General features: G+C 60.9%; 22 protein-coding genes, 1 tRNA gene, 1 pseudogene and 1 riboswitch. Of the genes and pseudogenes, 3 read left to right on the top strand and 21 right to left on the bottom strand.

All coding sequences use genetic code 11. The annotated features are described in order from the left end of the window. Window positions 1-799: 799 nt before the first annotated feature. The 15 genes and pseudogenes from KGA88_RS13115 to KGA88_RS13045 all read right to left on the bottom strand — a co-directional run. A pseudogene (locus tag KGA88_RS13115) lies at window positions 800-1,048 on the bottom strand (type II toxin-antitoxin system HicB family antitoxin); the annotation flags it as partial. 75 nt (window positions 1,049-1,123) lie between these two features. After that, window positions 1,124-1,393 (bottom strand): short-chain dehydrogenase, encoded by a 270-nt coding sequence (locus KGA88_RS13110; RefSeq protein WP_223591499.1) that lies wholly within the window; start codon window positions 1,391-1,393, stop codon window positions 1,124-1,126. Between the two features lie 553 nt (window positions 1,394-1,946). Next, the gene (locus KGA88_RS13105) at window positions 1,947-3,491 is read right to left on the bottom strand and encodes a Fic family protein (RefSeq protein ID WP_110662372.1); all 1,545 of its coding nucleotides are present in this window, start codon (window positions 3,489-3,491) and stop codon (window positions 1,947-1,949) included. A gap of 325 nt (window positions 3,492-3,816) precedes the next feature. Further along, window positions 3,817-3,890 (bottom strand) — tRNA-Gly (locus KGA88_RS13100). Between the two features lie 178 nt (window positions 3,891-4,068). After that, complete coding sequence (locus tag KGA88_RS13095; protein WP_110662373.1) at window positions 4,069-4,953, bottom strand: alpha/beta fold hydrolase; 885 nt, start codon at window positions 4,951-4,953, stop codon at window positions 4,069-4,071. Between the two features lie 312 nt (window positions 4,954-5,265). Continuing rightward, window positions 5,266-5,958, bottom strand: coding sequence for a 16S rRNA pseudouridine(516) synthase (locus tag KGA88_RS13090; RefSeq protein WP_223591497.1), 693 nt, complete (start codon window positions 5,956-5,958; stop codon window positions 5,266-5,268). A 34-nt stretch (window positions 5,959-5,992) separates the two neighbouring features. Continuing rightward, entirely contained in the window at window positions 5,993-6,211 is a 219-nt protein-coding gene (locus KGA88_RS13085; protein ID WP_110662853.1) for a cysteine-rich CWC family protein, read from the bottom strand. After that, the gene (locus tag KGA88_RS13080; protein WP_223591495.1) at window positions 6,198-7,691 is read right to left on the bottom strand and encodes a sensor domain-containing diguanylate cyclase; all 1,494 of its coding nucleotides are present in this window, start codon (window positions 7,689-7,691) and stop codon (window positions 6,198-6,200) included. The genes KGA88_RS13085 and KGA88_RS13080 overlap by 14 nt, the downstream gene beginning before the upstream one ends. A gap of 295 nt (window positions 7,692-7,986) precedes the next feature. Next, window positions 7,987-9,765 carry an allophanate hydrolase gene (gene atzF / locus KGA88_RS13075; protein ID WP_223591493.1) on the bottom strand — a complete coding sequence of 593 codons (1,779 nt, stop codon included), beginning with the start codon at window positions 9,763-9,765 and terminating at the stop codon, window positions 7,987-7,989. A 25-nt stretch (window positions 9,766-9,790) separates the two neighbouring features. Continuing rightward, window positions 9,791-13,426, bottom strand: coding sequence for an urea carboxylase (gene uca, locus KGA88_RS13070; protein ID WP_223591491.1), 3,636 nt, complete (start codon window positions 13,424-13,426; stop codon window positions 9,791-9,793). 305 nt (window positions 13,427-13,731) lie between these two features. Continuing rightward, window positions 13,732-14,373 (bottom strand): urea amidolyase associated protein UAAP2, encoded by a 642-nt coding sequence (locus KGA88_RS13065; protein ID WP_007996701.1) that lies wholly within the window; start codon window positions 14,371-14,373, stop codon window positions 13,732-13,734. 11 nt (window positions 14,374-14,384) lie between these two features. Beyond that, on the bottom strand, window positions 14,385-15,110 hold the full coding sequence (locus KGA88_RS13060) for an urea amidolyase associated protein UAAP1 (protein WP_110661818.1): 726 nt from the start codon (window positions 15,108-15,110) through the stop codon (window positions 14,385-14,387). 13 nt (window positions 15,111-15,123) lie between these two features. Next, on the bottom strand, window positions 15,124-15,912 hold the full coding sequence (locus tag KGA88_RS13055; RefSeq protein ID WP_223591482.1) for an ABC transporter ATP-binding protein: 789 nt from the start codon (window positions 15,910-15,912) through the stop codon (window positions 15,124-15,126). Next, entirely contained in the window at window positions 15,909-16,724 is an 816-nt protein-coding gene (locus tag KGA88_RS13050) for an ABC transporter permease (protein WP_110661816.1), read from the bottom strand. Before KGA88_RS13050 ends, KGA88_RS13055 begins: the two co-directional genes overlap by 4 nt. Before the next feature lie 15 nt (window positions 16,725-16,739). Further along, on the bottom strand, window positions 16,740-17,807 hold the full coding sequence (locus KGA88_RS13045) for a putative urea ABC transporter substrate-binding protein (RefSeq protein ID WP_110661815.1): 1,068 nt from the start codon (window positions 17,805-17,807) through the stop codon (window positions 16,740-16,742). Between the two features lie 60 nt (window positions 17,808-17,867). Further along, window positions 17,868-17,968: riboswitch (guanidine-I (ykkC/yxkD leader) on the bottom strand. A 282-nt stretch (window positions 17,969-18,250) separates the two neighbouring features. Between KGA88_RS13045 and KGA88_RS13040 the strand changes: the two genes are divergently transcribed. Next, window positions 18,251-18,505: a hypothetical protein gene (locus tag KGA88_RS13040; protein ID WP_223591480.1), complete on the top strand. Its 255-nt coding sequence runs from the start codon at window positions 18,251-18,253 to the stop codon at window positions 18,503-18,505. A gap of 167 nt (window positions 18,506-18,672) precedes the next feature. Beyond that, the gene (locus tag KGA88_RS13035; RefSeq protein WP_110661813.1) at window positions 18,673-19,110 is read left to right on the top strand and encodes a hypothetical protein; all 438 of its coding nucleotides are present in this window, start codon (window positions 18,673-18,675) and stop codon (window positions 19,108-19,110) included. Window positions 19,111-19,238: 128 nt separating this feature from the next. On the opposite strand, the gene KGA88_RS13030 is transcribed toward KGA88_RS13035, so the two are convergent. Next, entirely contained in the window at window positions 19,239-20,351 is a 1,113-nt protein-coding gene (locus KGA88_RS13030; RefSeq protein WP_110662557.1) for an enoyl-CoA hydratase/isomerase family protein, read from the bottom strand. Window positions 20,352-20,483: 132 nt separating this feature from the next. Between KGA88_RS13030 and ung the strand changes: the two genes are divergently transcribed. Continuing rightward, window positions 20,484-21,176, top strand: coding sequence for a uracil-DNA glycosylase (gene ung, locus KGA88_RS13025; RefSeq protein WP_103394563.1), 693 nt, complete (start codon window positions 20,484-20,486; stop codon window positions 21,174-21,176). A gap of 101 nt (window positions 21,177-21,277) precedes the next feature. Here ung and KGA88_RS13020 read toward each other — a convergent pair whose 3' ends face one another. The 5 genes from KGA88_RS13020 to KGA88_RS13000 are packed head-to-tail and all read right to left on the bottom strand — an operon-like array spanning window position 21,278 to window position 26,651. Then, on the bottom strand, window positions 21,278-22,318 hold the full coding sequence (locus KGA88_RS13020; protein WP_223591478.1) for an AbrB family transcriptional regulator: 1,041 nt from the start codon (window positions 22,316-22,318) through the stop codon (window positions 21,278-21,280). After that, entirely contained in the window at window positions 22,311-23,825 is a 1,515-nt protein-coding gene (locus KGA88_RS13015; RefSeq protein ID WP_075947502.1) for a tripartite tricarboxylate transporter permease, read from the bottom strand. Before KGA88_RS13015 ends, KGA88_RS13020 begins: the two co-directional genes overlap by 8 nt. 1 nt (window position 23,826) lies before the next feature. After that, window positions 23,827-24,285 (bottom strand): tripartite tricarboxylate transporter TctB family protein, encoded by a 459-nt coding sequence (locus tag KGA88_RS13010; protein WP_223591476.1) that lies wholly within the window; start codon window positions 24,283-24,285, stop codon window positions 23,827-23,829. Window positions 24,286-24,344: 59 nt separating this feature from the next. Beyond that, window positions 24,345-25,322, bottom strand: a complete 978-nt coding sequence (locus KGA88_RS13005; RefSeq protein WP_110662037.1) for a Bug family tripartite tricarboxylate transporter substrate binding protein — start codon at window positions 25,320-25,322, stop codon at window positions 24,345-24,347. Between the two features lie 39 nt (window positions 25,323-25,361). Next, the gene (locus tag KGA88_RS13000) at window positions 25,362-26,651 is read right to left on the bottom strand and encodes an OprD family porin (protein WP_223591474.1); all 1,290 of its coding nucleotides are present in this window, start codon (window positions 26,649-26,651) and stop codon (window positions 25,362-25,364) included. Between the last annotated feature and the right edge of the window lie 69 nt (window positions 26,652-26,720).

The raw sequence follows: 26,720 nt of genomic DNA, 5'->3' as shown, positions 1-26,720 counted from the left end.
TTGGCCAGAAGCCGAAGACGGCTTCCACGAATAGGCCTAATACATAGATGCAACGGGGCAGCGGTTTTTCAAAAGCGGGTAGACAGTGGGGGCGAGTCCATACATAGGAGCTGGCTTGCCAGCGATGGTCGTTAACGATTACGCGTGTGACCTGGATAAACGCGGCGCACTGGAGTCCATCGCCAGCAAGCTGGCTCCTACAGTTTGCGTTCACATCATTTCGACCGGGACGCGGTCTCCTGTAGGAGCTGGCTTGCCAGCGATGGTGGTTAACGATTACGCAAATGAACTGGATAAACGCGGCGCACTGGAGTCCATCGCCAGCAAGCCGGCTCCTACAGTTTGGCGTTCACATCATTTCGACCAGGACGCGGTCCCTTGTAGGAGCTGGCTTGCCAGCGATGGTCGTTAACGATTACGCGTGTGACCTGGATAAACGCGGCGCACTGGAGTCCATCGCCAGCAAGCCGGCTCCTACAGGTATTTGCGTTATCGGTGTTTCCCGGGATTGCGTGAAGTGCTTTTTTACCGTCTGTTCTTTTTCGAGCGCCGGGCATTCAGGTATTCAAAAGCAAACGAGGCAAAGCCGAACAATCCGATCATTGAAATGATCATGATTCCCAACTCTGAATTGTGCATGTTGATCTCGGGGTGAAGGGTGAGCCGGGAGCATAAGGGGTCAATTGCCTGGCTCAACGCTGCACTACGGTTTCTTTATTCGCGTCGCAGCATCTATACGCAAAAGATACGAGCGTCCAGGCGATGGGGTCAGCGCTTAGCGCGAACCTACATCATCAGCGATTTCCACCAGTGCCCACGTGCAGCCTGCGTACTTTGGATCTGCTGCATGCAGGGCAACGCTGCTGGCTGAGGGGAAGGGCGCACCGTACTCGACGAGCATCTCGAAATGCCCCTCAATGACTTGTTGAACCATGGTTATTGCATCTTCCAGATCCTCACCGGCGCTAAAACAGCCTGGCACATCCGGGACTTCCACGCCCCACGCCTGTTCGTCGTCGCCCATGGAAATCGCAATCGGGTAAAACATGTTCATCGTCCTCCATGGAAAAGGCTGATGGGGGTATGAAACGCAAAGGGCGCCTTGAAAGCGCCCGATGGGTTGTCAGGCAGGTTCTGCATCCATGCGTCGAGCAATTACATCCAGCACATCGCAACCGTCACGCAATGGCACGCAGCAGAGTAATGCGAAGTCGCTCAGCACGACCGCGTCAGAGGTCAGGTCGCCACGCATCGCGAGGTTTTCTAGAAGCTGCGTCACGGCGCGAATTCGGTAGCTGGCGGTGCTGAGCAGGGAGTGCAGGGGTTGTGTGGTGTTGACGAAGAGCGAGGGGAGATCGTCGGCGTTGCTGGTTAAAGCCATGAATTCTTTCATGAGTGATTCCTTGAATTAAGGTGAACTACCACTCAGTGTCGCCAAACAAAGGGTGGCAGCTATACGCGGGTTGGCGAACCGGGACAAGGCAAACCGGCAGACCCTAGAGTCTCCCACGCACAGCCGCCAAAAAAGGCAGATGAGTGCGTTCAGAAACGCTCCGAGATAGCTCGGAGGTTTCTGTGCTTTGCCATCGAGTCGCCAAACCCGACACGCCATTTGGGCGCGGTCGAACTATAGGTCTCATGACAAAGCCACAGCAATGCGCAAGTCTACGGACTATTCCCAGTCTCGTGTAGGACGTTGCTTTTTCTCGTGTTTATCTCCGTTGGGCCCTTAAAAGTGGGCCTTGGCACTCACGTTGGCAGGCACATCACCAAATTCCGCACACAAAAAAACCGGCCACTTGGGCTAATGCCGATCAATTAAGCCGAGACACTGCACCTGTGGCGAGGGAGCTTGCTCCCGCCGGGCAGCGAAGCGGCCCCAACAAATGGGCCTGCTGCGCAGTCCAGCGGGAGCAAGCTCCCTCGCCACAGAGTTCTACCGAAGATCACTCTTCACCAGCCCCCATCACTCGATCCTCAAACGCCGAACGCACTGCATCCACAACACGTTGCGCCATGCGCTCATCTTCAAGTATCGGGTACCCTTTTTTCAGCTTGCCGGAGACCTTCCAGCCGTTTTCCTTGATCGAACGGATGAGGCGATTGGCATCCTGATCCGGCATCTCGATCACTTCTTTGAGTTGTTCCTGCGCTCGCTGAAAGATCACCAACACTCTGGCCTCATCTGCCATCTCCGTACGAATCGTATGTTCGACAACGCGTGCGGTGTAGAGAACGTGCTCGGTCAGGTCCGGGTATCGCCAGGCAAAGCTCGCGTCTACGTATTCATCGAAAATGAAATTGCTAAGCGTCCCGTCCTCGTAGGTCACGAGTTCGCCGAACCGATAGGCTGCCGCGTACCGGCGCATGAACGGTCGTGAGAACACTTCAAGCGTACGATCGTAGCCGGCCCTGAAATCGATAGAACTGGTGATCGTGGCTGACACGGGCAGGATCACTCCGTCAGGCACTGCCTTGTCCCGTATCAAGGTGTCATTGATCAGGAAGCGATGAATCCGGCCGTTGCCGTCACGCATGGGATGGATGTACACGAAGCCGAAGGCAAGCACTGCGGCGCGTGCCACTGACTCGGCACCACGTGTTGCGACCTCGAACTCGTTGAGGCCTTCCAGCAGGGGAGCAAGATCTTCAAAGTGCGGGGCAATGTAATGCACGATGTCTTCGCGCATTGTGGCTTGTCCCACGAAGACAGGGGAGCGCCGCAAGCCTAGTCCGATGGCATCGTGGCCCAGAATGCCGGCTTGCAGGGATCGAAGGGTGTCGTTGCTTAATGGGGCTTCAATATGGCCGCAGTGCTGGGCAATGACATGCGCAAACCGCTGGATGCGATCGGCCTGGTCGGCTTCCTTTTCGATGAGAAAGCTCGCGCGCGATTCCTTGAACGACAGCCAACTGGCCGTTCGCATCAGGATGTCGGCACCAAAGGCTTGATCCAACTCATCCAATGCGGCGCGCAGATCGAATTGCAAGGCCTCCCGCACTGACTCTGTACGACGAACCAAGGGGCAGAACCGGGGTGTCCCCGGCAGATTGTTATTGATTCGCCATCGCCGCGTTCGCAACGACTCGCGACGAGTCAGGTAGTTTTCTGGTGAAAGTACATCAACATAGGCGCCATTGGTCACATCAGGCACCTCCAGGCGTTCCCCTGTCAGCCATTCGTAGAGGAATCCTGTGCGACGGGCATACTGGCCAAAAGGCTCCCGTCGACACCAGTCTTCAACAGGCTGCGGGCCTATGGCCGCAAACAGGCGAGCAAAGAACTCGAGATGAATCTCTTCGTACTTGAGACCGAACTCGAAATGCCCTGCGAAATCGTCTGCAGGGCGGTAGCGTGGCGGATACCTGTTCTCCACGTTTCCGGCACTTTCACGGCTGACACGTACGGTGCCGATCATCGACTGTACGCGCAGGGGTTGTGCCAATGCGATGTTGTAACGGTTCGCGAGGGTCTGGAATCCGACTTGCATTGACGAAATCCTTTACGGGGACAGGAAAAACGCTAACAGGATGTCAGTATTGTGGCGAAACGATAATTTCGCTGGTGGAAAAATACTAATGCTGGATGAAATTTGATACTGAATTCGTATTTTTGGAGAAAAACGCTAACAGTTTTTAGAGTAGTCGCTACAGCCGCGAAAGAATGTAGTCACCGATCACCGGAAAGTGACCGACCAAGCTATCCACAAATCCGACGCCATCAAATCCCGCCCACAAAAAAACCGGCCACTTGGACCGGTTTTTTCTGTCTACATCCCCCGTCAAAACCACCCTGACGTGAGACCAAAATCTGATTGGAGCGGGTGAAGGGAATCGAACCCTCGTTATCAGCTTGGGAAGCTGGAGTAATGCCATTATACGACACCCGCTCAGAGCGGTGACTTTGTACCAGATGTGCGCGTGGAAATGAAGTTTTTCTTTGCACCAGACGGGTTTAGCGCAGGTGAAACCAAGTCCGGACCGCATGACGGTCGATCGCGGGCAAACCTCGCGCCTGCACAATACGTTTAATTCAGCAGGGCGGGGCTTGCTCGCGATGGCGCTGTTTCAGATGGACAATGCATGGTGGTCCTGGACGTAGTGGTAACGCGGTCGGCTTTCATGCGGTGCCGGCTTCAGGAAGCCCATCAGTGCATTGCGGCTGTCCCGGCAAGCGGCTTTGTGTTCCATGTCGAGAAAGTGCCCGGTGGCCTGCAAGGTAGTGAAGGTGGCGTGCTGCACGTGATTGGCGAACAACCGGGCGCCATCGGCGGCGGTGTATTCGTCCCATTCGCCGTTCATGAACAACACCGGTACGTTGATTTTCTCCGCGGCTTTGAAAAAGCACTGGCGATCACTTTGCAGCAGGTCGTTGATGTGGAAGTGCATCTGCCCGTATTCATGCTCGGCCAGGGAACTGACGTGCCGATAATTGAAGCGTTTGAACAACGTTGGCAGGTGCTTGCCGATGGTGCTGTTCACCAGATTGCCTACCCGGTCACCGTCCCGGCTGCCGAGATAATCGACGCCGCGCTCGAGATAATCGAGCATGTGCGAGTTGATTTCCGGGGAGAACGAGCTGATCACGGCTTTTTCGATGCGCCGTGGCCGTTGCGACAACGCGACCATGGTCGCCGCGCCACCCCAGGAAAACGACAGCACGTGTTCGGCGGCGAAGTGGTCGATCAGCTCAAGAAGGATCTGCCCTTCGACTTCCTTGGTGAGCATTTTTTCATGCAGGTTGTGGGCTTTTGACCGGCCCGCGTAGGGCTGGTCGTAGCAGACGACGTTGAACTGCGGATGGAGGTTTTTCACGGTTTGTGCAAACGACGCAGTCGTGGCCATCGAGCCGTTGACCAGGATAATGGTCTTCTCTGCGGCGTCTGCGCGATAGAACTCCGTGTAAACCCGATACTGACCCTGTATATCCAGCACAGCGATTTCTGGCCTCATGTCATAAGACTCCTGGCAAGCGGGTATGCGCGCAATAGAGATTGCACGAGCTTTGTGACAGGTAGGCATACGCCTGGAATTTGAGAGGCCCATGTCGATCCATTGCAGTCCGGTCGACGGGTATTGTTATTGGCGGGCAGTCTGCCGGATGAGGCCGGAACCCTTGGGTTCCTACCGGCAAAAAGTTTCTTAGAAGTATGGGGTGACTCGTCGGTCACATTTCGGCCGACGTCCTGATTCAAGCAGGGGTCACGTCATCGCGCAAGTGCCGTTGGTAAATTGTTCGACAACTTCTGCTGAATGGTCGGTGGCTTAGATCAATCCGATCTCTTCATCGGTCAGTGGGCGGTAGTCGCCCGGTTTCAACGCGTCGTCGAGCACCAGCGGCCCCATGCGCTCGCGGTGCAGGCGCATGACCTTGTTGTTGAAGTGGCCGAACATGCGCTTGACCTGGTGATAACGGCCTTCGACGATGCTCAGGCGCGCGGACTTTGGCCCGAGCAGCTCTAGCCCGGCCGGTTGCGTGGTGAGGTCTTCGAAGGCGAAGTACAGCCCTTCGCTGAACGTGATCGCGTATTCGGGGCCGATGTCCTGCTCGGTTTCGACGTAATAGACCTTGGGCAGCTTGGTCTGCGGTTGGGTCAGGCGCCGCGACCAGCTGCCGTCGTTGGTGATCAGCATCAGGCCAGTGGTGTTGAAATCCAGGCGTCCGGCGATGTGCAGTTCGTCCTTGTCCGGCTCGTGGATCAGATCGAGTACGGTGGGGTGTTGCGGGTCTTTGGTGGCGCTGACGCAACCGGCGGGCTTGTGCAGCATGAAGTGGCGCAGGGGTTTGCCGACTTGCAGCACATCGCTGTCGACTTCAACACGGCTGAATTCGCGGACTTCGCTGTGCGAGTCGCTGACGATTTTTCCGTCAATCCTGACGCGTCTTTCCACCAGCAACAGGCGCACCTGCTTACGGTTGAAGCACGGCAGGTTGCTGAGGAATCGGTCGACACGCATGACTTACGGATCTGTGAAGAAAGGGGCGCGCATCTTACTTGATCGATTCGGCCGCTGCTTGCAACTGCGCCTCGACTTCGGCGCAGCGCGGGCACAGGCACGAGGCGTTGCGCAGTTCCACCGGCAGCGCCTGGAGCACCGCCGGGTCGATGCTGACGCCGAAGCACCAGCAGGCGCGGTCGGCGGTTCGCGGGTCGGCCAGGGTGCAGTCGTTGGGCGCGCCGCAGGCGGGGCAGAGGTCAGGCGGGTTCATGGACGGAGTGAGACATTTCCACGCAGGTTCGGTTACGGCCACTTTGCTTGGCCCGGTACATCGCATGATCCGCCCGCGACAGCAGGCTGTGCAAGGTGTCATCGGGCTGCAGGGTGGTGAGGCCGATGCTGACGGTCACGTGCAAGGCCTGCTCGTTGTAGGCGTAGCGCTGCTGTTCCACGTGCTGGCGAATTTTCTCGGCAATCATCAGGCCCGTCTTGCCGTCGGTGTCCTTGAGCAGCACGATGAACTCTTCACCGCCCCAGCGGCAGACGATGTCGGAATGCCGCAGGCAGCTTTCCAGATCCCGGGCGAAGCCGATCAGCACCTGGTCACCGGCCAGGTGGCCGTAGGTGTCGTTCAGGGCCTTGAAGTGGTCGAGATCCAGCAGTAACGCGGTCAGTGGTTTTGGCTCGCGCTTGGCTTCCTGCATGGCCTGCGCAGCCAGCAGGTCGAAGCCTCGACGGTTGGGCAGTTCGGTCAGGCTGTCGAGGATCGCCTGGGCGTGGATCTTATCCTGATAGCGTTTGACCACCCGGTTGAGCAACACCAGCACGGTCACCGTGACCAGCAGGCAGATCAGCAGGTTGAGGTACAGCGACTGGCGGATTTCACCGAGGGCACTGTCTTCGCGTTTGTCGACGAACAGGTACCAGTTCAGCTCCGGGATAAACCGCACGTTGAGGAAATGTCCCTGGCCCTGCGCGGAGTATTCGTAGCTGCCGCTGTGGGGTTTGGGCAGTTGGCTGATCAATTCCTTCATGCTGTCGAGTTCACCGAGCTTCTGCCCGATGTGCGCGCCCTGCGGGCCTCCTTCGGCTCCGGTGAGCACCAGGCGCCCGAAGTTGTCGACGAAATACACGCTGCGCTGATAACGCTGCTGGTACTTGTCGATCAGCTTGATCACGGCGTCGACGGTCAGGCCAACCCCGGCCGCGCCGATGAATCGGCTGTTGTAGTCGTAGACCTTGTAGTTGATGAAGAAGGTCAGGTTGTCCTTGTTGGCGAGGTCCGGATCGACGTTGATCTCGTACGGATCCTTCATGTCGCGCACGCGAAAGTACCAGGCGTCGCGGGGCTCGGTGGCCTTGACCTGTTTGAGCACACCCTTGGCGTGGTAGTAGGTCAGGCTGGTGTTGGAGACGAAGAACGCGGTGTAGGCGCCGTAGTGAGTCATGACCTCGTTGAGGTAACGGGTCATCTGGTCGGAATCCTTTTCACCGTTGACCACCCAGTCGCGCATGAAGGTGTCGCGGGCCATCATCGAGGAAATCAGGATCGGCCTGACCAGGTCTTTCTGGATTTCCGAGTAGACGGTGTCCGACGTCAGCGGCAGTTCGGTGTTGACGATGTTGTCGCGGATCGAGGCTCGGGAGGCGTAGTAACTGAGAAAGGAGGTAGCGAGAAAGCCTGCGCCCAGCAATGCAACCAGCGTGAGGACCAACGAGCGTTGAGAATACAGCGGCGAGCGAAGCGGCATGGCAGTTCCATTGGCAGGCATCCGATGGCATGCATTCTAAGGGTAGTGCGGGGAAATAACTGCTCCATGTGCGCCGCGAATGGTCGTTCCTATGTTCCACGGAGGTTGCGCGTGGTCCCTGTGGGAGCGAGCTTTTGTGGCGAGGGGGCTTGCCCCCGTTGGGTCGCGAAGCGGCCCCAATGCCCAGGCCCGGTTTGTCTCAGGCAAACCGCATGGCAGGATTTGGGGACTGCTGCGCAGTCCAGCGGGGGCAAGCCCCCTCGCCACAAGAGCGCTCCCACAGGGTTGAGTGCGTTTAAGCCAGTGTTTTCAGATACATCCGCCACCCGCCCATATGACTGATATTCACCGCACCCTCCAGTCCATAGGCCTCGCAGATAAACCCGCTCTCCCAGCGACCGTCCGCCAGTTGCACCTTGCCCAATCCCAGTGGCGCCGGAATCCCGGTCAGGAACGAACCCAACTCGCTGCTCGGCAACTCCCAGACTTCCACCGCAATTGCCACGCCGCCATCCTTCACGCGGACCATGCCCGGACGAAACGGCGGGCCGCCGGCCAGGGCATAGAGTTGATAATCCGGCGAGCTGAAGGTCGATTCCAACAAGCAGGCGCCGCGCTGCTTGAGCTGCCAGTTCAACGCCAACCCGTCCAGATGCGCACCGCAGACCACCAGCCGCGCCCGATCATGACGGGCAACCGTCGCCGGTGCGGGCGCGGCCAGGCCGTGCTGACGCTGCAAGGCATCCGCCACGCTCAACAGATACTGGTCGGTAAAGGCTCGGCCAAACAGCGTCACGCCCCATGGCAGGCCGTTGTCCATGAAGGCGCTGGGCACGGCGACGGCGGCGTAGTCGAGCAGGTTCATGAAGTTGGTGTAGTAGCCCAGTTCCGAATTGCGCAGCACCGGTTCGGCCTTGAGCTGCGCCAGCGTCACCGGGCGGCCGATGGTTGGCGTGACCACGCAATCGAGGCCTTCCAGTGCCTTGTCGCACAGGGCTTTGAGCGCTTGCAGGCGGTATTGGGCGCGGAAGGTTTGCACGCCGTCGACGCCAGGTGCCTTGGCCAATACGGCGCGAATCACCGGCAACACGGCCTCGGGATTCTGCGCCATCAACTCACCGGCCACGCTGTAGCGCTCGGCCACCCACGGGCCTTCATAGAGCAAGCGGGCCGCCTCCAGAAATGGCGACAGATCCAGTTCCACCGCTTCGCCGCCCAGGGCCTTGAGGCGGTCGATGGCATCACCGAACAACAGCGGGCCTTCAGGGCAACCGAAGAATTGCAGGTCCTGCGCACGCGGTACGCCGAAACGGAAGGGGCGTGGTGTACCGAACGCCGAGCCGTCGTTCCACAGCGGGTTGCTGCGGCTGTATTCGTCCCGTGGATCGAGGCGTGCGGTGAGCGCCAGCAACTGGCTGGCCTCCCGCGCCGTGGCGGTGAAGGTGGTGACGCAATCCAGCGTACGACAGGCCGGTACCACGCCGGCCGTCGAGATCAGGCCCTTGGTGGCTTTCATGCCGACCAGATTGTTCAACGCCGCCGGCACGCGCCCGGAGCCGGCGGTGTCCGTACCCAACGAAAAACTCGCGACGCCGAGTGCCACCGCCAGCGACGAACCGGCGCTGGAACCGCCCGACGGATACTCCGGCAACACGCTGTTGGGGCAGGCGCCGTAGGGTGAGCGGCTGCCGTTGAGCCCCGTGGCGAACTGGTCGAGGTTGGTCTTGCCCAATGGAATTGCACCGAGGGCCAGCAGTTGTTCGACGATGGTCGCCGAGCGCTCCGGCACGTAGGCAAATGCCGGGCACGCTGCCGTGGTCGGAATGCCCGCCAGGTCGATGTTGTCCTTGATCGCGAACGGCACGCCATACAGCGGCAGGCTGTCGGGGTCGCGACCGTCGAGGGCGGCGAGGTAAGGTTCCAGCTCATCAAAGCTGAGCAAGTGGATGAACAGGTGATAGTCCGGATTCAGTGCCGCGGCTTTGTCCCGCAGGCTCGGCAGCAGTTGCCGGGGCGTGAGGCTGCCGTCGCGGTAGGCACTGCGCAGGGCGTCGAGTTGCAGATTGATATTCATGGTGTCGGTCCTTTTCAAAATGGGCTCAGTCGAGTTCCAGCACCACGACGCGCTGTCCGGCACGCACCGCCGAACCCGGTTGCACGCGAATCTCGCGCACCACGCCGGCCATCGGTGCGAGCAGGGGGATTTCCATCTTCATCGACTCCAGGATCACCAGCACATCACCGGCGTCGACGCGGCTGCCAGCCTCGACCTGGACCTGCCAGAGGTTGCCGGCGATGTGGCTGTCGACGCTCTGTTGACCGCTGGCCAGCGGCGCCTCTTCGGACGCTTGCGAAGCCGGCTCCTCACTGTCGAAATGCGCCTGGCCACTGGCGATCCAGCGTTCGCGTTCGGCGTTGAACGCCCCTTGTTGCTGCGCACGAAAAGCGCCGATGGATTGCGCTTCCCGAGCCAGGAACGCCTGGTAATCCACCAGGTTCAACTGACTGTGCTCAATGTTCAGGTCGAAGCGCCCGAGGGGGAAATCCCGGCGGATGCGCAGCAGTTCATCGGCGCTGACCGGGTAGAAACGGATCTGGTCGAAAAACCGCAGCAACCACGGTTTGCCATCGAACGCGGCCACTTCGCGGTAGCGGTTCCACATCTGCAGCGTACGCCCGACAAACTGATAACCGCCGGGGCCTTCCATGCCGTAGACACACATGTAGGCGCCACCGATGCCCACCGAGTTTTCCGCCGTCCAGGTGCGCGCCGGGTTGTACTTGGTGGTCACCAGGCGATGACGGGGGTCGAGCGGGGTGGCGACCGGGGCACCGAGGTAGACGTCACCCAGCCCCATCACCAGGTAGCTGGCGTCGAACACCGTGCGTTGCACTTCATCGAGGTTCGGCAGGTCGTTGATGCGACGGATGAACTCCAGGTTGCTCGGGCACCATGGGGCGTCCTTGCGCACGGTGGTCATGTATTTCTCGATGGCCAACTGGCACGCCGGATCGTCCCAGGACAGCGGCAGGTGAACGATGCGCGAGGGTACTTGCAGGTCCTTGGCGGCGCACACGGCGTCCCATTCGCCGGCGACGATGCCGAGCAGATCGGACAGTGGCAGTTGTTCGGGCTGGTAGTGGACCTGCAGGGAACGGATGCCGGGGGTGAGATCGATCACGCCGTGAAGCTGTTTGCTTTCCAGGGCTTGCATGAGGGCGTGGGCGCGAAAGCGCAGGACCAGGTCGAGTTCCGGGGCGCCGATTTCCAGCAGCAAATGCGTGTCGCCCGACAACCGTGCAACCAGCCGCGTGTCCTCCTGTCCAATATCCAGCACTACAGGCGACACAACCCCCTGTAGGAGCCGGCTTGCTGGCGATGAAGTTGTCGCGGTGTCTGCCAGGGCCCCATCGCCAGCAAGCCGGCTCCTACAAGGGGGGTTCCATTTCAGGGCGAGGTCGCGGGCGGTCTGGAGATCGACGGGGGAGAACTGCACCTTGTCTCCAGCCTTGAGCTGCCCCAACTGCCAAAGATCCGCCTCGATCACCGTCACCGGGCACACGAACCCGCCGAGGCTCGGACCGTCCGGGCCGAGGATCACCGGCATGTCACCGGTAAAATCCACCGCGCCGATCGCATAGGGATTGTCGTGAATGTTCGACGGGTGCAGACCCGCCTCGCCACCGTCGGCGCGCACCCACTCAGGTTTCGGCCCGATCAGGCGCACACCGGTACGGCTGGAGTTGAAATGCACTTCCCACTGCGTGGTAAAGAAGGTGCCGATGTAGTTTTCCGTGAAGTATTCCGGGGCGCCGTGGGGGCCGTAGATCACGCGAATCTGCCGAACTACTGGCAGCTCGGTGACCTGCTCTTCAGCCAGTTGTTCGCCGGCACTGCGGTCATTCAGGGCTGGCAGGTGCAACACATCACCGGCTCGCAACGCGCGACCACCGTGGCCGCCAAACTGGCCCAGGGTGAAGGTGCTTTTGCTGCCCAGATAATCCGGAACCTGCAGGCCGCCGCGCAGGCACAGATAGCTGCGCGCGCCCGCACCGGCAATGGTGCCGAGGCTCAAGGTGGATCCTGCGGCGACCAACAGCGCAGTGTTCATCGGCACAGTTTCGCCGTTGAGCAGCAATGGAATCACCGCGCCAGTCACCGCCACCACCGCCGCGCAATTGAAGCGCAGCAATGGCCCGCTCATGGTGATTTCCAGCGCCGCTGCGCCTTCATCATTGCCCAGCAAACGGTTGCCCAGACGCAGCGCGCGACTGTCCATCGGACCTGACGGCGGTACGCCAACGGCCCAGTAACCGAGACGGCCGGGGTAGTCCTGAACGCTGGTTTGCGTTCCGGCGCTGAGCACCTCGAAGGTGTTGGCCTGATAGACCAGGCCTTCCAGGCAACGGGTCCACGGCTGGCCGCTGGCGAAAGGCGCATCCAGCAGAATCTGCCGCAGGTAGTCGCGGTTGGTTTCCACGCCGTAGAGCAGGCTGGCACCCAGCGCTTGATGCAGATCCGCAGTGGCTTCTTCGCGAGTCGGTGCCCAGCAGATGACCTTGGCGATCATTGGATCGAAGTACGGCGGGATCTCGCAGCCCGCCTCGACCCAGGTGTCGATGCGCAGTTGAATGCCATTGGTCGCCGGGAAATCCACGGCGGTGAGCAACCCCGGGCTCGGCTGAAAGTCGCGACCCGGATCTTCGGCATATAACCGCGCCTGAATCGCATGACCTTCTGGTTTCAAACCCGACATCAGATCGCTCAGCGGCGGCAGATCACCAGCGGCCAGTTGCACCATCCAGCGCACCAGGTCGACGCCCCACACCTGTTCAGTGACACCGTGCTCCACCTGCAAACGAGTGTTCACTTCAAGGAAATAGAAACGCTGGGCATCGCTGTCGAATACGAATTCGACGGTGCCGGCGCTGCGGTAACGCACCGCTTTGGCCAGTTGGATCGCTGCCGCGCACAGCTCATCGGCCATGCCCTCGGGCAGGTTCGGCGCCGGGGTTTCCTCGAGGACTTTCTGGTTGCGCCGCTGTACCGAGCAATCGCGAACGCCGAGGGCGATCACTTCGCCGCGTCCGTCGCCGAACACCTGCACTTCCAGATGGCGGGCACGCTGGATGTACTTCTCGATGAACACCCCGGCGTCGCTGAAGTTGTTCTGGCCCAGGCGTTTGACCGCTTCGAAGGATTCGCTCAACTCGGCGGCGCTGCGGCACACGCGCATGCCAATGCCGCCACCGCCAGCCGTGCTCTTGAGCATGACCGGGTAGCCGACCTGTTCACCGGCCAGCAGCGCAGCGTCGAGGCTGTCGAGCAGTTCGGTGCCTTCAAGCATCGGCACGCCGTGTTGTTTGGCCAGGGCGCGGGCAGTGTGCTTGAGGCCGAACACCCGCAGTTGTTCAGGGGTCGGGCCGATGAAGGCGATGTCGGCGGCCTCGCAGGCTTCGGCGAACGCGGCGTTTTCCGAAAGAAAACCGTAGCCGGGATGGATCGCCGTGGCGCCCGTGGATTTGGCGATAGCGAGGATTTTATCGACCGCCAGGTAAGTGCCGGCGGCCGCGCCTTCACCGAGGCTGTGGGCCTCGTCGGCTTGCAGGATGTGCAGGCTGGTGGCGTCGGCTTCGGAGTACACGGTAACACCCTGCACTTGCAGTTCACGCAAGGTGCGCAGGATGCGGCAGGCAATGGCGCCACGGTTGGCAATCAGGACTTTTTCGAACATGGCATAACCCCCGGAGGCGATAGCGCATCAGCCTCGACTGGGATGCGGGCCGTCCCGCAGTTTTTCGAAATGCACCGGGGTCGTCCCCAGTGGCAGAATCAATTCGCTCAAAAACACCGCCGACCCCCTGTGGGAGCGGGCTTGCTCGCGAAGAGGGCGTGTCAGTCAGCGTTGATGTGTCTGATACACCGCTTTCGCGAGCAAGCCCGCTCCCACATTTGAGCAGCGGTGTTCTTATTTCTTGAGGCACTGCCCGGATCTGGCCTGGCACAGGGCAAACAACCAGCGGCGCAATCTCGGGAATTTCAGTTCCATACCAGTAGCTCCGCAGGGGTCGGGTTGTAGGCGTTGCACGGGTTGTTCAGTTGCGGGCAGTTGGAAATCAGCACGATCACGTCCATCTCGGCCCGCAGGTCGACGTACTTGCCCGGTGCCGAGATGCCGTCTTCGAAGGTCAGCCCGCCGTCGGCAGTGACCGGCACGTTCATGAAGAAGTTGATGTTCGGCCCGATGTCGCCCTTGCCCAGGCGGCCGTCGTGCACGCAGGCACGCAGGTAGTTGTCGCGGCAGCTGTGCATGTAGCGTTTTTCCAGGGCGTAGCGCACGGTGTTGCTCTCTTGCGCGCAGGCGCCGCCGAGGGTGTCGTGACGTCCACAGGTGTCGGCGACGATGGTCAGCATCGGCTTGCCGAGGTTGGAATACAGCACGCTGCCGGTGCTTAGGTACACGCTGTTCTGCCGACGCAGGGTGCGCTGTACGTCGTAGCGTTCCTTGGGATTGGCGACGCTGTAGAACAGGGTATCGACCGCCTGGTTGCCCTCAAGATCGAGGATGCGCAGGGTCTGTCCGGCCTTGACCTCCATCAGCCAGGGTTCGCCGGCGGGAATGGTGGCGCGGTAGACGGCCGTTTCAGGCGACTGTGGAGCGGTGGCGATAGCGAGTGACATGGCAGCGATCCTCAGGCGAACAAACGGTCGGTGTTAATGAAGCCGCGCTCGTTTTCCGGGCGCGAGGTGCGGCAGTGTTCGGCGACGCTGGCGTCGGCGTTCATCCAGCTGAGCTTCAGCGGTTTCGGTGCATATTCCGGGGACGGGTCCATCGGGTGCTGCAGGGCGGTGAGTACCACCAGGGTGGCCATCGGCGCGTACAGCTCGATGTAGTCGCCGGCCCTGGAGTTGCCCTCGACAAAGTGAAAGCGCCCGGCGTCATCGACGTTCACGCGACTGAACAGGTTGAGGGTCATCAGCAGGTCGGACAGGCCCAACCCCCATTTGCCCAGTTCCACCAACAGGTTGTCGGTGCCGTTGCGGAAGAAGCCGTTACGCAGTTCCTGATAGCGGCCGGCGCCGTATTTTTCTGCCACTTCTTCAGCGCAGAGTACGCCGCCGAGACTGTCGCTCCAGCCGCAAGTGTCGGCGGTGATTGCCGCCAGTACGCGCCCCATGTCCGAGTACAGGCAATGGCCGGCGGTGAGCTTGGCGGTGTGTTGGCACTTGAGGCTGTCGGGCAGGTTCAGGCGCTCGGTTTTTTCATTGGCGTTGAGTAGCGTCAGGCTGACGTTGGCGCCGCCGCGAATGTCGGTCAGGCGCAGCAGTTGGCCGCGCTTCAATACGAAAGAGCGATGGCCGCCGCCCGGGAGCATTTCTTCGGCGAAGGGCGGGAACAGTTGAGTCGAATCTGTCATTTTCAAAATTCCTCTAAGCGATACGAAGCGTGCCCGCCAGTTGCAGCGGCAGGGCATCGACGGCGGCACGGCTGGTGCGGCGGTCGCTGTTCAAAGGGATGTCGTAGGTGATGCGTGCGCCATAGGCACCAGGGGCGTGCGGGTCGAGACGGACCTTGTCGAACACCAGCAGGCGCGTGCCGAGGCTGAAACCTTCGGACAGGTCGTGGGTGACCATGAACACCGTCAGTCGGGTCTCGCGCCACAGCTCCAGGAGCAAGGCGTGCATGTCTTTGCGGATGCCCGGATCGAGGGCGCCGAACGGTTCGTCGAGCAACAGCACTCGGGGCTTCATGATCAGCGCCTGGGCGATGGCCAGGCGTTGTTGCATGCCGCCGGAGAGCTGCGCCGGGTACTTGTCCAGCGAGTGGCCGAGGCCGACTTTGTGCAGCAGCACCGAAGCCTGTTCGCGAGCCTCTTTTTTCGCGCTGCCGAACAGGCGTCCAAGCAAAGGCGAGCGGGGCAGTTCGAGGCCGAGGGCGACGTTGTCCAGCACGCTCAAGTGCGGGAACACCGAGTAGCGCTGGAACACCACGCCACGGCTGGCATCCGGTTCAGCAGTCAGCGGTTGGCCGTCGAGCAGGATCTCGCCACGACTGGCGCGCTCCTGGCCGAGCAGCAGGCGCAGGAAGGTCGATTTGCCGCAACCGGACGCACCCACCAGGGTGCAGAACTCACCTTCGTTGACGTTCAGGTTCAAGCCTTCGAGCACCACCTGATCGGCGTATTGCTGCCAGACGTTCTTGACGGTGATGAAGCTCATTTGGCCGCTCCTTCATACCAGGGGAACGCGCGGCGGGTAAGGTGCTTGAGCCCCCAATCCATCAACCAGGCGAGCAGGGTGATCCACACCACGTAGGGCAGGATCACGTCCATCGCCAGGTAGCGGCGCACCAGGAAAATCCGGTAGCCGAGGCCGTCGGTGGAGGCGATGGCTTCGGCGGCAATCAGGAACAGCCACGCCGAACCGAGCATCAGGCGCAGCGAGATCAACAGCCGTGGCAGCAGTTGCGGCAACACCACCCGCAGCATCAGGGTCCAGGTAGACGCGCCGAGGGTCTGGGCCTTGATCAGCAGCTCCACGGGAATTTCCCGGGCGCGCTGTTCCAGGTCGCGGGCCAGCGCCGGGGTGATGCCGATGACGATCAGCATCACTTTCGACAATTCCCCCAGGCCGAAGACGATGAACAGGATCGGCAGGATCGCCAGCGGTGGCACCATCGACAGCACCGTCAGCAAGGGCGACAACGGTGCACCGAACAGCGGCAGGGTGCCGGCGGCGATGCCCAGGCACAGCCCGGCCAAGGCGCTGATGCCCAGGCCGATGGCCAGGCGCTGCAGGCTAGATGCCGTGTCCTGCCAGAGCAGGTATTCGCCGGTGCGGGTGTCGGCCACGAACGCCAGGCGTTTAACCGCATCGGTCATCTGCACGGCGCTGGGCAGCAGCTTGTCGTTGGGGTTTTCCGCCAGTCGCTCGGCCGAGCCCATGAAGTAGGCGAACAGCACCAGGGCGAACGGCAGGATCACCAGCAACAGGCGACTCGGGCGGTCCGGGTGACGGTTGATCAGGCGCATGGCCAGTTCTCCTGATTACAACTTGGCGTCGGCGGCCATCTGCACGTAGCTCGGATCGAAGCGCAGCTTGAGGTTGCCCTTGTCGCCGCTGGTCACGCCGTTGGCGAAGGCCATGCCGACGGCACTGGTGTCCTTGGCGCCCTCACCCAGCAAGCCGTGCTGGAAAGAGAACTCGGCGACCTTGCGCATGGTTTCCGGCAGTTGCTTGCTGGTGGAAAACGCCAGGGCTTCGTTGGGCGTCGCGAACAATCTGGTGGTGTCCAGTTGCGCCTGGAAACCCGCCAGGTCAGTGCCCGAGGCCTTGGCCATGTGTTCGAGTGCGGCTTTGCTGGCGGCGTTTTTTGCGTTCATCAGCTCGACCACTTCGAACCACGCGCCAGTCAGCGCCTTGCCCAGGGCCGGGTTGTCTTTGAGGGTGGTGCTGTTGACCACCATCATGTCCATGATCTCGCCGGGGATCTGGCTGGAATTGAACACCTCGGTCACCGCAGGCTTGGCCTTGATGTCCGAGAGCATCGGGTTCCAGGTGGTGACGGCGTTGACCTGTTCGGTGTTGAAGGCGGCCGAGATGTCGGCGTCGGACGTGTTGACCACTTTCAGGTCTTTCTCGGTGAGGTCCACCGAATCCAGGGCCCGGGCCAGCAGGTAGTGGGAGACAGAGAGCTCGACCAGGTTGACGTCCATGCCCTTGAGGTCGGTGACTTTCTTGCCTTCGCCCTTGAGCACGATGCCGTCGTTGCCGTTGGAGAAATCGCTGACGATCAGCGCAGTGCTGTCGACGCCGCCAGCGGCCGGAATGGTCAGCGCGTCCATGTTGGTCATGGTGCAGCCGTCGAACTGGCCGGCGGTGTACTGGTTGATCGATTCGACGTAATCGTTGAGCTGCACCACGTCGATCTTGATGCCGTACTTCTTCGCCCATTTGTCGACGATGCCCTGGCTGCCTGCGTATTCCCAGGGCATCCAGCCGGCGTAGATCGTCCAGCACACGCTGAAGTGATCTTTCTGGGCGGCCTGGGACGAGAGACTCACGAGGGCTGCGAACGCAGCGGCGAGCAGGGCGGGTAAACGAAGCTGGGACATGGTGGTTCTCCAGTTGATCAAGGACGGACAGGACGGCAGCGGCACCGCTAACGGTGGCTTGTCTCCCGGGCTTTTGTCCCGCCGTGTAACCTCAACTGGAGGTCGCCAACTCTCGGACCAGTCACTCGCGATTGCGAGCCGGAACCCTAGTCAGCCATTGCAAATTGTGGTGCCGCGAACCTGTAGTGACTCCTGCACTGTTTTGTTAAAGCGAGAGGCGTGCCAAGTCGGCCCAAGCGCTCTAGCGTGGGCAACTGGGTGGTCAGCGGGATTGAGCAGAAGGGCAGGCTGCCTTGTGATGGTGCGCAGGTGCACCGCATTGGAACGTGTTCGCCGCTGATCCGAAGGTGGGTGCGGCATAGCACTTGATGCGGGTTTGCCAGTCAAAACAGATGTCAGCCGGTCTGTGCCGACTGCTGTCACTGGTCTTTACGGAGGCCGCCATGTTACGTCGATTGTTGTTGGGTGCAGTGCTCGGTTTTGGATTGTCTGGCTGCTACTACTACGACGGTCCTGCCGACGACTACGGGGGATCTTATTACTCCCCCGGTTACTACTCGCCTTATTACTACGGTTACTACGGCCCACGTTATTACGGTGGTTATCGCTCCTATTACTACGGGGGGCATGGTTACTACCGTGGCCACGGGTATTACGGCGGTCACGGCGGCGGGCATCACGGCGGTGGCCACCGTTAATCAGGGCGTGAATGGATGAAAAACCTTTCATCGGGCAGATGTTTCTACTTGTTTCAGGAGCGCACCAGATTGCGAATTCGGTGTCTGATCTTTCGACAGTCACTGAATATTTGACTGCCGCCTGCCAGCGTCGCTGGTGTGGCTCACTCGCGGTCCAGGAGGCCGCTATGTATTGCCGAATTCTTCTGCTTGCTGTGTTGGGATTGTCCCTTGGTGGATGCGTGCCTTATTACGACGAAGGAGGCAGTTACTACAGTTCCGAGGTCTATACCTCGCCATCGCCAGCCTATTACGCCGGAGGGAGTTCCTACTACTCAAATGGCGGTGGTTACTACACGCCGCCGCCCCGGTATTACGCGCCGCCAGCGCGGTACTACCAGCCAACTCCGCGCTATTACTCGCAGCCGCGGATCTATCAACCGTCGCGCTATTACCAGTCGGCTCCTCGTTATTATCAGCCGTCGCGGGGCGACTACCGCATGCATCAGAACCATGGCTGGGACGGCCGTAACCGCGGAGGCTGGAACAACGACAATCGCAGTCACGACGGGCGCGGCTACCGCAGCGGGCGTGCTGATCACAACGGGCGGGGCAATCACCGCTAGTTTTGTATAGAACACAGTTCTACTGTGGGAGCGGGCTTGCTCGCGAAGGCGGAGTGTCAGACAACATCAATGTTTCTGAGACGATACCTTCGCGAGCAAGCCCGCTCCCACAGTATTGTGTGTAGCTTTCAGTATTCGGACAAATCCGCCAGCGGATGCCGACCTTCCCACGCCTTGTGAAAATGCGCCTCTACCACCGCGTCCGGCACGTTGTTGATGTCCGGCCAGTGCCAGTGCGGCTTCTGATCCTTGTCGATCAAGCGGGCTCGTACGCCTTCGCTGAATTCCGGATGACGACAGCAGTTGAGACTCAAGGTGTATTCCATCTGGAAGACTTCGGCCAGCGACAGGTGCCGGGCACGGACGATCTGCTCCCACACCAGACGGGCGGTCAGTGGCGAGCCTTCGCTCAGGGTCCTGGCCGCGCGGCTCATTAATAGATCGGTGTGATCGCGCAACGCGCTGATGGCCTTCCAGGCGCAACGCACATCGCTGACATCCAGCAGCTCGTCGATCTGCTGGCGGCGTGGCAGCCACTGGGCTTCGGGCATCTGCGCCACGGCTTCCTGCTGCAAGGCCTTGAGCAGGCTGTTGAGCTGCATCGGTGTCTGTTCCTGCCAGTTCAATTGCAACAGGCCTTCGATCAATTCCGGCTGCTGTTCGTCGAGCAGGAAACGATCGGCCAGGTCCAGGTCGATGGCATCGCGGCCGTTCATGTGTGCGCCGGTCAGGCCCAGGAACAATCCGAGCTTGCCGGGCAGGCGCGACAGAAACCAACTGGCGCCAACGTCCGGGTACAGGCCGATGCTGATCTCCGGCATCGCCAGGCGGCTGCTCGGCGTGACAATGCGGATGCCTGCGCCTTGCAACAACCCCATGCCACCGCCAAGCACATAGCCGTGGCCCCAACAGATCAGCGGTTTGGGGTAGGTGTGGAGTTTGAAGTCCAGGCGATACTCCGCCGCAAAAAACTGCGCGGCCAGTGGCGGCACTTCGCCCGGATGGACGCGACAGGCTTCCACCAGGCTGCGCACTTCGCCGCCGGCGCAAAAGGCCTTGGCGCCATTGCCGCGCAACAGGACGCAGACAATTTGCGGGTCCTTGGCCCAGGCCTCCATGCGGTCGCGCAGGGCGTTGATCATCGGCAGGGACAGGGCGTTCAGGGATTTTTCGGCATCCAGGCTGGCGACGCCGATGCGGGCGCCGTCGGTGCCGGTGAGTTCTTCGAAGTGCAGATTCATCGTGACCTCGATCGGGAATTTGAGGGTTAAGTATGATCGCTGTGTGGGAAAGTGCCGGTTCTGCGTCAGATCAATTGACAAGCGTGGCGCGCTTTCCTAGGGTTCGCCCCATTGCTTTTGCCGGATGTAACCATGACTGCTGACGACCGTATCAAACTCGAACCGAGCTGGAAGGAGGCCCTGCGTGCCGAATTCGACCAGCCCTACATGACAGAGTTGCGAAACTTCCTGCAACAGGAGCGGGCGGCCGGCAAGGAGATCTATCCACCGGGCCCGATGATCTTCAACGCGCTCAATTCCACGCCGCTGGACAAGGTCAAGGTGGTGATCCTCGGCCAGGATCCTTATCACGGCCCGGGCCAGGCCCATGGCTTGTGCTTCTCGGTGCAACCCGGCGTGCCGGCGCCGCCGTCGCTGGTGAACATCTATAAAGAACTCAAGCGCGACCTGAATATCGACATTCCCAACCACGGCTACCTGCAAAGCTGGGCCGATCAGGGCGTGCTGATGCTCAACACCACCATGACCGTCGAGCGCGCCAATGCCAATGCGCACAAGGACAAGGGCTGGCAGTTTTTCACCGATCGGGTCATTGAAGTGGTCAGCCAGCAGCAGCCGCACCTGGTGTTCATGCTGTGGGGCGCCCATGCCCAGAGCAAGCAGAAGCTGATCGATGCCACCAAGCACCTGGTGTTGACCTCGGTGCATCCGTCTCCGCTGTCGGCCTATCGCGGCTTCCTCGGTTGCGGGCACTTCGGCCGAACCAACAAGTTTCTGGAACAGAATGGCGAGACGCCGATCGAGTGGCGGTTGCCGCCGGTTTAAGCGTTGATTTGGAGGACCTCTTCGCGAGCAAGCCCGCTCCCACAGGGAACACACGAACCCTGTGGGAGCGGGCTTGCTCGCGAAGCAGACACCTCGGTCTATCAGACTGAATCCGGATTCCGGTTCCAATACTTGAACAACGGCTCCGCCAGAAACAGCACAAACAGCAACCGCATCACCTGCATCGCCGTCACCAGCGGTACCGACAATTGCAGGGTTTCCGCCGTCAGGCTCATCTCGGCAATCCCGCCTGGCATCATGCCCAGGGTCAGCGACCGCAGATCCAGGTGGGTCAATGCACTCAAGCCCAAGGCCGCTGCCGTCGCAATCAACATGGTCAACACCGTGCCGATCAAGGTACGGCCCATGAACGATGGCGCACGCCGGAAGAACTGCCGGTTGAAGTGACAGCCCAGCCCGCTGCCGATCAGCCATTGGCCGATCTGGCTGCCGCCGTTGGGCAAGCCGATGTGCAGATCCCAACCAATGCTGACGGCGGCACTGACCAGCAACGGCCCGAACAGCCAGGGGTTGGGTTGACGCAGGCGTTCCCAGATCCAGGCCGCCAACGCGCCAGCAGGAAACAACACCGCCAGCCAGCGCCAGTCGATGCTGCTCGCGTGGGAAATCGGCGCACCGTCGCCCAACAGATACTTGAAAGCCGCCGGCACGCAGAGCACCACAACCAACACCCGCAGACTCTGCCCCGCCGCCACACGGCTGAGCACCGCACCATTGCGGGCACCGAGGTTGACCATCTCCCCGGAACCGCCAGGCATGCTGGAAAAGAACGCCGTGGCGCGATCTTCACCGGTGCGGCGCATCAGCCACACGCCGACCACGGCAGACAGGCTGGTGACCAACGCACCGAAGAAGATCAGACCGAAATGACTCAGCACCTGCTCCATCACCAGCGGGGTGAAGTGCAGGCCAATGCCGATACCGACGATCCACTGGCCGCACTTGCGGCCGCCAGGGATTTCGGCCAATTGCCAGGGTGTCAGGCAGCGCACGAGGATGATCGCCAGCAACGAGCCGACCATCCACGGCAAAGGCCAGCCGACCTGGCTGGCGAGGTAACCGCCCAGCAGGCCGACCAGCGGGGTTCCCCACCAGGCTTTGAAGGTGGACCGATCAGACATCGGCGATAGCGCGTTGCGCGGCCGAACGTTTGCGCCAGATGCGGATAAGCGGCATCAGCAGCATGATCGCGGTCAGGACCCAGCAACCGAAGGTGATCGGGCTCGACCAGAGGATTTCCAGCGCACCGTTGGAAATCGACAGGGCGCGGCGCAGGTTTTGTTCCATCAATCCTCCGAGGATGAAGCCCAGCAATACCGGCGACAGCGGGAAGTCCAGCTTGCGCAGGATATACCCGAAGATGCCGATGCCGATCATCAGGAACAGGTCGAACGTTGTCGCGTGCACCGCGTAGACGCCGATCCCGGTAATGATCGCGATCACCGGCACCAGTGCCCAGTTCGGCACGGCAAGGATACGGGTGAAGATACGGATCATCGGAATGTTGAGGATCACCAGCATCACGTTGGCGATGAACAACGAAGCGATCAGGCCCCAGACGATGTCCGGTTGCTGTTGGAACAGCAGCGGGCCCGGAGTGATGTTGTACAGCGACAGTGCGCCGATCATCACCGCCGTGGTACCCGAGCCTGGAACGCCGAGGGTGAGCATCGGCACCAGCGCACCGCAAGCCGCACCACCGATGGCGGTTTCCGGCGCCGCGAGGCCGCGCATGTCGCCCTGGCCGAAAGTACCCTTGGCACCCGCCATGCGTTTTTCGGTCATGTAGGCCACGGCACTGGCCAGGGTCGCACCGGCACCGGGCAACACGCCCATGATGAAACCCAGTACGCCGCAACGGATGTTCACCACGAACACCGACGCCGCTTCCTTGAAATTGAACATCATCCGGCCGGTGGCTTTCACCGCTTCCTGGCCGTGGTGGGTTTTTTCCAGCAGCAGGAGGATTTCGCTGATGGAGAACAGACCCAGCACCAGCACGACGAACTGGATGCCGTCGGTCAGGTGGATGTTGTCCCCGGTGAAACGGTACACACCGCTGTTGGCGTCGATGCCGACGGTCGACAGGAACAGGCCGATCAGCGCTGCGATGAACGTCTTCAGCGGACGGTCACCGGCCATGCCGCCGAGGCAGACAATCGCAAAGACCATCAGTACGAAATATTCCGCCGGGCCGAAGGCAATCGCCCATTTCGCCAGCAGCGGGGCGAACAGCACCATGCCGCAGGTGGCGATAAAGGCACCGATGAACGAGCTCCATGCCGACAGCGACAGCGCTACACCGGCCAGGCCTTTGCGGGCCATCGGGTAACCGTCGAGGGTGGTCATCACGGTGGACGCTTCGCCCGGGATGTTCAGCAGGATCGAGCTGATCCGGCCGCCGTATTCGCAACCCAGGTACACCGCCGCCAGCAGGATCAGTGCCGACTCCGGTGGCAGGCCGAGGGCGAATGCGATCGGGATCAACAGTGCCACGCCGTTGATCGGCCCCAGGCCCGGCAACAGGCCGACCACGGTGCCGATCAGGGTGCCGCACAGCGCGGTCACCAGGTTGTACGGGCTCAGCGCGACGCCGAAACCCTGACCCAAATAGCCAAGAGTATCCATATCAGTTCTCCAGAACGTCGAGCACGCCAAGGGGCAGCGGCACGTCCATCAACTTGTCGAACAGCAGGTAGAGGCCGATGGCCATCAGGCTGATGATCACGATGCTTGGCACCCAGCGACCGCCATACAGACGAGCCATGGGCACGCCGATCAGGATGCTGGCGACGATGAAACCCAGGGGTTCGAAGGTGCCGGCGAACACCAGTAACAGCACTACGCAGATGCCGATCTTGGTCAGGGTTTCGCGGTCCAGCGGCGGCTCGTCATCGCTGTGCTTGATCGGCGCGGGACGAAACACCATGTACAACAGCGCCGAGCCCATCAGGCCGAGCATCAGCAATGGAAAGGCCCGAGGCCCCACCGGTTCGTAGGAAAAAGCCGCTTGGTACGGCCATGCCATCAGCGCCAGGCCGAGGCAGACCAGCAACAGCACCGAAGCAAAAATGCGTTGTAAGAGCATGGGGGAACTCCTGTGCCGCGACTCCGCCAAACGGAGCCGCGGCCGCTAGACAGAGGCGATCACTGGATCAGGCCGAACTCTTTGGCCAGCACTTTGTAGTCCGCGACCTGCTTCTTCACGTAGGTGTCCAGCTCCGGGCCGGTCATGGCGAACGGGAAGAGCTCGCGCTGATCGCGCAACTTGGCGAAGTCTTCGGAAGCCAGCAGTTTGTCGAAGGCCGCTTTCCACCAGGCATAGTCTTCGTCGCTGACTTTTGGCCCGAGGTAGAAACCGCGCACCACCGGCCAGACGATGTCATAGCCTTGCTCGCGGGCAGTCGGAATGTCCTTCATTTCCGGCTCGTCCAGGCGTTTGTCGGAGAACACCGCCAGCAGGCGCATGTCACCGCTCTGGATGTGCGGCATGGAGTCGGAGATGTCGGTGCTGCCGACCTGGATGTGACCGCCGAGCAGAGCAGTGGCGATTTCGCCGCCACCTTCGAGGGCCACATAGCGCAGGTCACGCGGGTTGATCCCGGCGGCCTTGGCGATCAGCGCGGTCTGCATCCAGTCCTGACTGCCGACGGTGCCGCCGGAGCCGATCACCACTTTGCTCGGATCTTTCTTCAGTGCCTGCACGAGGTCGTCGAGGGTCTTGTAGGGCGAATCGCTCTTCACGGCGATGGCGCCGTAGCTGGTGCCGACGGCGGCCAGCCAGCGCACGTTGGTTTCATCGAAACGACCAAACTTGCCCTGGGCCAGGTTCAGTAGCGAACCGCTGGACCAGGCCACCAGGGTGCCGGCATCGGCCGGACGCTGGGCGACCACCGCGTTGTACGCCACCGCGCCGACACCGCCGGGCATGTAGGTCACGCGCATCGGTTTGGTCAGCAGTTTTTCGTTGACCAGCGCGCTTTGCGCCAGCTTGCAGGTCAGGTCGAAACCACCGCCGGGCGAGGCCGGGGCGATGCATTCCGGGCGTTTTGGCTCGGCGAGTGCCTGACCAGTGAACAGCAGGACGCTGGCGGCGAGGGCTAGTTTACGCATTGACAGGTTCATTCAAGTCTCCTTGGGAGTTGTTGTTATCGACGTACTGAATTACCAAAGGGCAACGCTGTAGCTCACCAGCAGACGTACTTCATCGGCATCGCGAGCGGAGTAGTTGGAGCGGTAAGTGGCATTGCGCAGGCGCACGGCGACATCCTTGAGTGCGCCGCTTTGTACTACATATTTGATCTCGGAGTTGCGCTCCCACTCTTTGCCTTCGTCACCGTTCTTGAGCTTGATGTTGTCACCGCTCACGTAACGGCTCATGAAGCTCAGGCCAGGGATGCCGAGGGTGACGAAGTCGAAGTCATAACGCGCTTGCCAGGAACGCTCTTCGGCGCCGGCAAAGTCGTTGATCTGCACGAAGTTCACGAGGTACGGGTCGGCGCCATCCACATACGGGAAAGCGCTGTCGCCGGACATATGCTGGTAGCCGGCGCTGAACTTGTGTCCGCTCAGGGCGTAACTCACCAGGCCGTTGAGGGATTTGTTGTCGATCTTGCCGCCGCGGGCTTCGCCCTGGTCGTCACTGATGGCAAACCGCAGGTCGGTGCCAAAGGTGCCGGGGCCGAAGGGCTGCGAGGCGATCAACCCGAGAAAATGCTGGTTGTAGACTTCACCGAGTTGCGCGAAGTGATAGCTGCCGGTGATCTTGTCGGTGAACTTGTAGTCCAGGCCGCCAAAGTCAAAGTGGTCGCCCGCTACGGTGCCCGCAAAACGGCTGTTCTTGTTATTGAGGGCAATGTCCTCGAAGTCGGTGCTGTCACGGTCCTTGGCTTTGTCCAGGCGCCCGCCGGTGAAGGTCAGGTTCTTGATCTCTTTGGAGGTCAGCATGCCGCCTTCAAAGGTCTGCGGCAGGATGCGCCCGTCGTTGGGCTTGAGGATCGGCAGTTCCGGCATCAGGGTGCCGATTTTCAGCTCGCTGGCGGAGATTTTCATTTTGCCGGTCAGGCCCAGCTTGGAGTATTCGTCGACGGCTCGCCCATCGTCGGTCGGCAGCAGACCGGTACCGGTACGGTCCGGGCTCGAATCGAGCTTGACCCCCATCATGCCCAACGCATCGACACCGAACCCCACGGTGCCGTCGGTGTAGCCTGATTTCAGATTGAGCATGAACCCCTGGGCCCACTCGTCACGCTTGGACTGTTGGGCACTGGTGCCGTCGCGAAAATCGCGATTGAAGTACATGTTGCGGGTTTCGAAAGTGGCCGAGCTGTCTTCGAAGAAGGCGGCCTGGCTCAACGGTGAAAAACCGGCAAGGGCGGCAGCGCTGGCAAGCGCAGTGTGGCTGAAACGGGAGAGGCGGGCAGGCGCGATAGCCTGGGTCTGCAAGGACTGCATGGATGACTTACTCCGTTTATTGTTCTTATTTGTCGAAAACGCTTCGAGGCGTTTTTCGTATCGCTGCGT

Origin of the sequence: Pseudomonas sp. A-R-19 (genome assembly GCF_019956575.1) — a bacterium.
Taxonomy (GTDB): Bacteria; Pseudomonadota; Gammaproteobacteria; order Pseudomonadales; family Pseudomonadaceae; genus Aquipseudomonas.
This window is presented reverse-complemented; position numbering and strand designations above follow the sequence as displayed.